The following is a 9,059-nucleotide window of genomic DNA, read 5'->3' on the forward strand; positions in this document are numbered from 1 at the left end:
GCTCAGTGCGGCCGTTCGTGCGCGAGATGGCGCACCAGCGGCTGCATCCGCTCGGTATAGCTGGCGAGCACGTCGTGGCTCTCCACGGTGTCGAACAGCGTGACGAGGCCGTGCTTCGTCCAGCGGTGCCAGGCAAGCCCCGGCGGCCCGTCGATCACCATCGAGCGGCCGTCGGGCCGTTCGGGATCGATCTCGTCGAGCACCAGCGTCAGTTCGGCGGAGCTGGAGGGGCAGATCGTCACCGTCTTGCCCCTCCACGGCGCCACGATGGCGCGGTGGATATGGCCGCACCAGATCGCGAACACCTGATCGTGGCCCGCGAGCGCATCGGCGAAGCGCTTCACCCAGGGTTCGTCGGGATGCGTGTTCATCCAGGCGATCCCGGCCTCGAACGGCGGATGGTGCATCACGATCACGGTGGGCGTGGTGCGATCCTCCGCCAGCCGCTCGGCCAGCCACGCCGCGCGCGTTTCGCAAAAGCCGCCGCCGTGGCGGCCGGGCTCGAGCGTGTCGAGCACCACCAGGCGCAGCCCGTCGCGCTCGAGCACATATTGCGCAAAGCCGTCCGGCATCGGCGTCTCGGGAAACGCCGCGGCGAAGTTGGTGCGATCGTCGTGGTTGCCGAGCGTGTAATGCACCGGGAAGGGCAGCGCGCCCAGCGCCGCCTTCACCCGCGCATAGCTTTCGGGCGCGCCGCGATCGACCAGGTCGCCGGTCGCCAGCAACAGGTCCGGGCGGTTCGGCCCGTCGCGCAGCCGCGCGACCACCGCCTCCAGGCGGCGCTGGTTGTCCTCGTCGGGATTGCCTGGATCGAAGCCCAGATGCAGGTCGGTGATCTGCGCGATCAGCATGGGCGTCTTTCCCGGCTCAATGAAACAGCGTCAGCGTGACGAGCACGCGCGGATCGGGGCGTTCGTCCGCGCCGGGAAACCGGCGGAACGCCTTGGCGCCCTGAAGGTCGATCGTGCCGAACCGCTCGTAGAGCCGCACCCCGATCCCGCCCGAGCGCAGCGACTGCACGGTCTCGGGCACGCCCTGCGACGCCAGGCTGGTCGCCTGCGCGCCGTCGAGAAAGGCATAGGGCTGCGCGCTCGCCAGCCATGGCTTGCCGACGGGCAGGTCGTAGCGGATCTCGCCCAGCCCGCCGAAGCCGCGGTCGCCGGTAATCGTCGAGGGATCGTAGCCGCGCCCGATCGCCGGGCCGCCGAACGCGACGAGTTCGCCCGTCAGCAGCTTCGAATTGGCATATTGGCCCTGCACCGCGATCAGCGCGCTGAACCGGTGCGGCAGCCGCTGGAGCCGCTGCACCGCATAGGTGAGCCGCGCGAAATCGGGGTTGAAGTCCTTCACCGACGGCAGCGGCGTATCGGCGGGCGAGGCGCCGAAGATCGGCAGCCCGTGATAGAGATCGAGCGTGACCGAGGTCGATCCGTTCAGCCAGCCATTCTGCTGGTAGAGCAGCGCGATGTCGCCATCGGTGGTGTGGTCGTTGACGAGCTGCTGGCCGAGGATATCGGTGGTGGACCGGTTCACCGACAGCCCGGCTTCGAGGAACAGCGACTGCGCGCGGCTGCGGATCAGCGGATAGCGCATCCTTGCGCTGACCGAGAGCAGGTCGTTGCGGATGTCGAGCGGCGCGAGCGAGGCGCCGGGCTCGGCGCGCGCGACGATCACGCCGACGCTCGCGATGAGCCCGCGATTGCCGAGCTTCACCGAATAGCGCGCGCTGCCGCTCTGCGAGAGCGCGAAGCCCGGGCCGCTCGCGCTGACGCCCAGGCTTAGCGCGCCGGGTATGCCGATCGGCCGGTTGAGATTGGCGTTGAGCGCATAGACCCACGGGCCCAGCAGCCGCGAATTGGTGTTGCTGACGCTCGCCTGATAGCCGTTGCGCGGGCGCACGAGCGTGACGACGAGCGTGGACGCGCCGAACGTGCCGCCCGGTTTCAGCACGCCGCTCGCGCTGATGCCCGGCAGGTCGTTCAGGATGAGAAGCCGCCGCTCGACCGCCGGCAGGTCGAGCGGGGTCTTGCCGATCAGCGGCGCGAGGATGGCATGGACCGCGCGGCGGCTGCCCGCATCCATCCCCTCGACCTGCACCGCGTCGAGATAGCCCTCCACGACGCGCACGGTGAGCGTGCCGTCCACCACGCGCTGCGGCGGCACGAACACGCGCGTCAGGAAATAGCCCTCGGCATGATAATGCGCCTCGAGCGCGGCGGCGGCATTGCGCACCGCCTCCAGATCGGTCGGCGCGCCGACGAGTTTGGCGAAATATGCCTCCGCCTCGCCATGCGGATAGGCGGTCGCGCCCTCCACGACGATGCGGCTGAGGTGGAAATCGATCGAATCCACCGCTTTCGGCACCGCCGATTTCTCCGGCGCCTGGATGCGAAGGTCGAAGCCCGGCGTCTCGGGCGGCGGCAGGCCGACACGCGCGCGCGAGATGTCGCTCTGGCTCGGCAGCGCGGGCGGCGTCTGCGGCGGCGGGGCCGCCTGCTGCGCCGCCAGCATTCCCGGCACGCCCCATATCACCGCCGCACCGAACGCGGCCTTCCCCCCCAACCGCATTATTTGTCCTCGAGCACGATCAGCGAGGACGTCGTGCCCTTGGCGAAGCGCGCGCGGTGATAGGCGACGATCGGATCGCCGGGCCAGGTGGCGTCGAGCGAATCGAACGCTGCCACCGCATCGGGCGCGCCCGCCGACAGCTTGGCCAGCGCGGCGTCATAGGCCGGCACCAGCCCCGAGGCCGCCTCGGCCGCCGAAACCGGCTGGAACAGGCCGACGGGCTTGGTCTTGCCCTTCAGCACCACGTCGCCGATCCGGCGGAAGGCGAGGTTGGGGCATTGCGCCACCGTCTCCTCGGTCACGCAGATCCGCGTGCCGAAATATTTGTTCACGCCCTCCGTCCGCGCGGCGGTGTTCACCGTGTCGCCGAGCGCGGTGAAGTCCATCCGCGACGACGAACCGAAATTGCCGACCGTCGCATGGCCGGTGTGGATCCCGATCCGCGTCACCCCGATCGGCACGCCGACCGCATTCTGCGCCTTGCGGAAGCTTTCCGCATAGGCGTCCAGCTCCAGCGCGCATTTCACCGCGCGCTCGGCATGATCGGGCTGCGCGATCGGCGCGTTGAAGATCGACATGATCGCATCGCCGATGAACTTGTCGATCGTGCCCTCATATTTGAGGATGATCGCGCACGCGCCGTCGAGATAGTCGTTCAGCACCTCGGACAGTTTCTCGGACGTCAGCCCCTCGGACAGGGTGGTGAAGCCCGCGATGTCGGTGAAGATGAACGTCACCTCGCGCTTCGTGCCTGAGATGCTGAGCGATTCGGGATCGGCGGCGAGCTGGCTCACCACCGCCGGCGAGACGTAGCGCGAGAAGGCGCCCTGGATGAACTGGCGCTGCTTGCGCTCTGCGCGGCCGATTACGACGTCGGTCAGCCACAGCGCCACCGCGAACGCCAGCGTCGGGCCGACGAGCGGCACCATCGGCACGCCCTTGGCATAGCCCTCGATCGCCGCTGCCCAGTAGAGCAGGATGACCACGGCACCGGCCCCGAACTTGACCGCGGGGCCACGCTTCAGAAAGCCCAGTGCCACGCCGATCGCGGCGAACAGCAACGTCACGAGGGCGATGGCGGGAAGATCCAGCCGGTTCGTGGTGCGGTGTTCCAGATATTGCGAAATGCCGTGCGCCATGATGACGACGCCGGGCATCATGCCCTGATCGCCATCGTCGATGATCGCGAGCGGGGTGCGCTGGCGATCGGTGATCGACAGAACCGCACCGATCAGCACGACCTTGCCCTTGATCCAGTCGTCGGGAAGGAAGCCGACGGTCTGTGCCGGAAATTGCGGAAAGGCCGGCGTTTCCGCATCCTGCTTCGGCCGCCAGGCGATCTCGACCTGGTCGCGCGGCGTCTTGATCCCGATCAGCGCGAGCGCCTTGCGCACGAAGCCCATCGGCATGCCGGGCGCGGTCTCGCCGGGGAAGATCCAGCGGACGCTGCCGTCGAACGGATCGGTCGCGAGGTTCGCACCGGCGCGCAGGTTCTTCGGCACGAACGCGTTCAGATATTTGAGCTGGTCGTCGTCCACCACATTCTTGGAATTGGTGTAGCTGACGAACAGCGGCACCTTGGCCTCGCGCAGCGTGCGCGCCAGTTCGGCATCCTTGGCGGGTTCGGTCGGCTGGTCGAACAGCACGTCGACGCCGATCTCCTTGGCGCCCTTCGCCTCGAGCTGCTTGATGAGCGTGGCGAGGAAGGCGCGATCGACCGGCGAACGATAGGGGAATTGCGCAACCGTGCTTTCGTCGATCGCCGCAATCACGATATCCTTGGATGGCGGCATCGGCGGCGATTTGGCCGCGACGCGCAAATCGCTCGCGCTATTTTCCAGGCTGCGAATGAACGGCAGATACTCGATCGCCAGCACGGCGATCAGGGTCGCGAACAGCGCGAGCGCGGCGGCAGTCAGGCCGGTGCGGAGTGGCTTGGTCATCGGCGCACCTGATTGGAGTCGGGAATGGCGGGCGCGGCGGTCGTCGCCTGCGCCTGCTGGAGCTGGCGGAGCAGCGCGTCGGCCTGTTGCGTGCAGCCCTTTTCGAGCATCCACGATGCGAGCACGACGTCGCTATCGATGCCCGCGGGGATCACGTTCACGTCGATCACGCGGTCCTGCTGATCGGCACGCAGCACGAACATCGTCTGCCCCTCGATCTTGCCGAGCGACGGCATGCCCATCCGGTCCTGCCCCGGCTTCCACGCGAAATCGGCGCGCCAAGACCGGTCGATCGGGAAGAGGGTGAATTCCGCCGCGCTCGTCTTCACGGGCCGCCACCAGACCAGCTTGTCACCCGCCTTCAGGCAGCGCTCGCCCGAGCGCGAGGCGTCGATCAGCCAGGGATCGGGCAAGGGCGCGGCGTCGCTGCCGCCGCGCACCACACCGACCGAGCTCGTCCGCGCGCTCCGCGTCGAGATCAGCGCGGCCAGCGCCGAGCGCGGATCGGCCGCGGGGCCGGCATGCGCGAGCGGCGGCCCGGCGAACTTGCCCTTCAGCGTGATCGCCTTGCCGTCGGGGCCGATCACGGTGACCCGCTCGCCTTCCTTCAGCACGATCGGCTTCGCGCTGTCGATCTTCTGACCCGGCTTCAGCCCGCCGCCGCGCGCGTCGATCACGATCAGCGTCGTCGCCCCGGCAGGCGTCACCACCCCCATCAGCGTCGCCGCCGTCGCCAGCGCCAGCCCCCCGGCCAGCGCCCTGCGCATCATGCCCCCCATGTCCGTCCCCCCATCAGCGTGCCGCCACCGTCGCGGCGGTCGCGGGCCGCCCCATCCCGTCGCCCATCGCCACGAACGCCGCCCAGAAGAACGGGTGCGCCGTCTTGGCATCGCCGATCAGCGCAAGCTGCGCCTGGCGCAGCGCGTCGCCCACGTCCGCGCCGCCCTTGCTCCACCCGGTGAACATCCGTGCCATCAGCGCGGTCGTCGCGGCCGACGGCACCTGCCAGTGGCTGACCACCATGTTGCGCGCGCCCGCGTGGAAGAACGCCTCGGCCAGCCCCGACAGCGCCTCGCCACCACCAAAGCGGTTGTCGCCCGCCGCAGTGTTGCAGGCCGACAGCACGACGAGATCGGCGTTGAGCCGCAGGCTGGCGATCTCGCTCGATTCGAGCAGCCCGTCATTGGCCTTGCTGGTCGGGGTGGCCGGCGGGGTGAGGACGAGGCCCGGCTCCGCCTGGCATTTCAGCTCGCCCGGCAGCAGCCCGTGCGTGGCGAAATACAGCACGCGGTATTCGTCCAGCCGCTGCTGGCGCAGCTTCGCCTCGGTGGCGTTCGCGCCCAGGAACAGTGCGTCGCCCGGCGCGCCGAGCGTCCGCCCCACGGTCGCGAGTTCGGTGGCGGTGTCAGGCAGCGGCGCCAGCGCCAGCAGCAGCGCGGGCGGCATCGGCCCGCCCTGCCGGCAGGTGCCCGCGATCAGCGCCATCGCGCCCGCCTCCGCCTTCGCGCCCACATGGCCGTCGAGCGACGGCGCGCCGAAGCCGAGCATCGGTCGGGTCGGCGCCTGTTTGCGCGCTGCGGTGCGCAATTGCCCGAAGGCCTGAAGCGAGGGCGTATAGGCAAGCGTCCGACGCCGCACGAGCCAGGCCGCGCCGGCATAATCGCCCGCCGTCGCGGGCTTTTCCACCAGCAGGCCGAACGGCAGGTTCGACAGCGGGCCGGCCGACACCACCACCAGATGGTCGAGCCCGGTCATCGCCGGTGCCAGCCCGCCGAGCAGCGTGTCGTGAAGCTGGTTCGCCGCGGCGAGATCGAATTCGCCGATTGCCCCGCCCTGGATCTCCAGCGGGCGGCGCAGCGCCGTCACCGTCTCGCGCAGCGCCGCCGCACCGCTCGGCACCGCGGCGATCGTCACGCCGTCGCGCGTCACCAGCTCGGCGAAGGACTGATCGCGCCCGATCAGGAACGCCACCAGCCCCTCGCCCGCGCGCAGCGTGCCGCGCAGCCGGTCGAGCGACAGCGACGCGGGCGCAGCGAGCCGCTCGTAATTGGGAAATTCGGTGGCAAGCGTCTTGCGGTCCGCCGCCACCGCCGCCATCGCCGCGGCGATCTGCGCCTTCAGCGCCTCCTCGGCCACGCTGCCGCGCTCGTTGTCGGGCAAAGATTGCTGGTATGCGAGCTTCACATGCGCCTGGTCCGCCTCGCGCTGGCGATCCTGCAGGTCGCCGATCAGCGCGCCGATCCGGGGATCGTCGGTCGACAGCCGCGCCGCGGCCTGCGCGATGGTCTGGTCCACCAGCGGCGACTGGACGAGCTGGAACGCGTCGAACGCCTCGGCATAGAGGCCGCGCCTGGCCTTGGCGTCGGGCAGCGTCGCCGCGGTCGCGACGACGGCAGTGGCGAAGGGCACCAGCATGTCGGCGGTGAATACGCCTGCGGTGGAAGGCAGTTTGGCAGCGAGCGCGAAGACCTGGCGATAGGTGACGATCGCCGAGCTGTTCATGCCCTCCTGCTGGTAGGCGCGGCCGAGGCTCGCCATTACCTGAAGCGTGGGCGCGCCGTCGCCGAACACCTGGCGGCGGATCGCGATCGCGGCGTTGAAATAGGCTTCGGCGGCGGACAGGCGGTTCTGCGCCACGCTCACCTCGCCGAGCGCCACGAGCGCATCCGCCTTCCACCAGCGCGGCGCGGCAGTCAGCGTGTTGAGGATCAGCAGCGACTGGCTGGCGGCGGCGTAGGCGGGCAGGACGTTGCCCGCGCGCAGCTCCAGCCGCGCCTGCAGGTTGAGGATGTTGGCGAATTCGCCGCGATCCGCCTCGCCGCTGCCGCCCCCGGTCGTCAGCCCCGCCCCGTCTGCGGTCACGCCCTGCGAATCATGCGCGGCGACGAGCGCGCCCCATTGCTCGGCGGCGCGACGCGCAAAGGCGAGCCCGGCCGCGTAATCGCCGCGATTCGCGCCGTCGATCGCCTGATAGGTGGCGAGCCGCGCGCGCAGCCGCGAACTGGCGGAGGCCTGGAGCAGCGGCTCGGCGCGGCGGAACAGCGCCGCCGCCTCCTCGCCGCGCGACTGGTTGCTGACGTTCAGTGCCAGATCGAGCAGGGTCGCGCCTACCGCCTCGTCCCCGGCCTTCGCCGCGCCGGTCTGGAGCTCCAGCGCCTCGCGGAACGCGGCCTCGGCATCGGCATATTTGCCGAGCGCGTTGGCGGTCCGCCCCGCGCGCAGCGCCGCAGCGAGCCGCGCGGTCGGGGTCTGCGTGGCGGCGGCTGGGGGCGGCGCAGGCGCGGGCGCGGTTTGGGGCACCGGCGCGGCCGCGGCGAACGCGCCCGCGAGCAGGATCGACACCAGCCCCATCAGAACGACGCGCCGCCGCCCGAGAACGCCTCGTCCACGCCCGGCACCGTGCCGCCGCGCGACGGCAGCGTGCGCTGCTCGGCGAGCAGGCCGCCCGCGATGGGCGTGGTCACCGTCTTCTGGGGCGTGCCGTGGCTCGCGGGCTTCTCGCCCGAGGGCTGCTCGACGCTCGCCAGGATCGGATCGCCCGCATCCGCCGTATCGACGGGCGTCGGGGGCTTCTGCGCGGCGACCGGCGAAGGCGGCGACCGGTCGAGCCCGGCGGCGATTGGCAGCGCGGCGACCGTGGCCACCGCCGCGGCGGGTGCCGCCGCCGGGACCGGCGCGGGCGCGGGTGCCGCTTCGGCCGGCGCGGGCGTGGTCGGCACCGGCACCGAGGTGACCGACAGCACGGGCTGCGCCGCGATCGTCACGATGATCTGCGGGTTGATCGTGCCGACCGTGCCGGACAGCGCGCCGAGCGGCAGCACATAATTCGCCAGCGCCGTGCCCCCGTTCGCCGCGAAATCGCCCTCGGCGAGCATCGTCGACACCATGATCGCCGTGCCCGCGCCCGGCGAGGCATAGACGCCCGCCGTCTGCGTCACGCTCGCCCCCTCGCCCGGCACGAACCCGGCGAGCACGAAATTGTCGGCCGACAGCGTCGCCGCCGTGCCCCCATTCGCGGTGCGCGTGACGATGCCGGTGAGCGACGCCGTCAGCGCCTTGGCCGCGATGCTGCCGATCGCCGCGCTCGCGCTGGTGTTGACGGTGTAGTTGCCCGCGTCGCTCCCGGTCAGCGCCAGGTTGCCGACGCTCACGGTTTTCGCGGTGCCGACGTTCTTGGTGTCGTAACTGCCGCTCGTCGGATTGTTCAAGGCGACGGCGTCGCCCGCAACCATACCGGCGAGCGCATAGTTGCCGCCCGTCAGCGTCGCCGCCGTCGTACCGTCATAGGTCTTCGCCACGCCACCCGTCAGCGAGGCCGTCAGTGCCTTGGCCGCGATGCTGCCGATCGCCGCGCTCGCGTCCGTGTTGACGGTGTAGTTGGCCGCGTCGCTCCCGCTCAGCGCCAGGTTGCCGACGCTGACCGTCTTCGCGGTGCCGACATTCTTGGTGTCGTAGCTGCCGCTGATGGGATTGTTCAGCGCCACCGCGTCGCCGGTCACCGCGCCGGCGAGCGCATAGTTGCCACCCGCCAGCGTCGCCGCCGTCGTC

Annotated in this window: 6 protein-coding genes; all 6 read right to left on the minus strand. The window is 70.5% G+C overall.

The window, feature by feature from the left end; genetic code table 11:
• Positions 1 to 2: 2 nt before the first annotated feature.
• A complete protein-coding gene (locus OXQ95_RS16395; protein WP_242097081.1) occupies positions 3 to 851 on the minus strand; it encodes a phosphodiesterase in 849 nt (282 codons plus the stop codon).
• 16 nt (positions 852 to 867) lie between these two features.
• Positions 868 to 2,568 carry a POTRA domain-containing protein gene (locus OXQ95_RS16400; protein WP_267382562.1) on the minus strand — a complete coding sequence of 567 codons (1,701 nt, stop codon included), beginning with the start codon at positions 2,566 to 2,568 and terminating at the stop codon, positions 868 to 870.
• Complete coding sequence (locus tag OXQ95_RS16405) at positions 2,568 to 4,511, minus strand: adenylate/guanylate cyclase domain-containing protein (protein ID WP_267382563.1); 1,944 nt, start codon at positions 4,509 to 4,511, stop codon at positions 2,568 to 2,570. Before OXQ95_RS16405 ends, OXQ95_RS16400 begins: the two co-directional genes overlap by 1 nt.
• Positions 4,508 to 5,281 (minus strand): hypothetical protein, encoded by a 774-nt coding sequence (locus OXQ95_RS16410; RefSeq protein ID WP_267382564.1) that lies wholly within the window; start codon positions 5,279 to 5,281, stop codon positions 4,508 to 4,510. The genes OXQ95_RS16405 and OXQ95_RS16410 overlap by 4 nt, the downstream gene beginning before the upstream one ends.
• A 22-nt stretch (positions 5,282 to 5,303) precedes the next feature.
• Positions 5,304 to 7,862: a CHAT domain-containing tetratricopeptide repeat protein gene (locus tag OXQ95_RS16415; protein ID WP_267382565.1), complete on the minus strand. Its 2,559-nt coding sequence runs from the start codon at positions 7,860 to 7,862 to the stop codon at positions 5,304 to 5,306.
• The coding region (locus OXQ95_RS16420; protein WP_267382566.1) for a YDG domain-containing protein at positions 7,862 to 9,059 on the minus strand (1,198 nt) is incomplete at its 5' end. The genes OXQ95_RS16420 and OXQ95_RS16415, both read right to left, overlap by 1 nt.

This window comes from Sphingomonas sp. GC_Shp_6 (assembly GCF_026540835.1).
GTDB lineage: Bacteria > Pseudomonadota > Alphaproteobacteria > Sphingomonadales > Sphingomonadaceae > Sphingomonas.

Excerpts from the sequence above, each read along its gene's own strand:
- OXQ95_RS16395 (WP_242097081.1), bottom strand. The coding sequence starts at position 851 with ATGCTGATCGCGCAGATCACCGACCTGCATCTGGGCTTCGATCCAGGC.
- OXQ95_RS16410 (WP_267382564.1), bottom strand. The coding sequence starts at position 5,281 with ATGATGCGCAGGGCGCTGGCCGGGGGGCTGGCGCTGGCGACGGCGGCG.
- OXQ95_RS16405 (WP_267382563.1), bottom strand. The coding sequence starts at position 4,511 with ATGACCAAGCCACTCCGCACCGGCCTGACTGCCGCCGCGCTCGCGCTG.
- OXQ95_RS16400 (WP_267382562.1), bottom strand. The coding sequence starts at position 2,568 with ATGCGGTTGGGGGGGAAGGCCGCGTTCGGTGCGGCGGTGATATGGGGC.
- OXQ95_RS16415 (WP_267382565.1), bottom strand. The coding sequence starts at position 7,862 with ATGGGGCTGGTGTCGATCCTGCTCGCGGGCGCGTTCGCCGCGGCCGCG.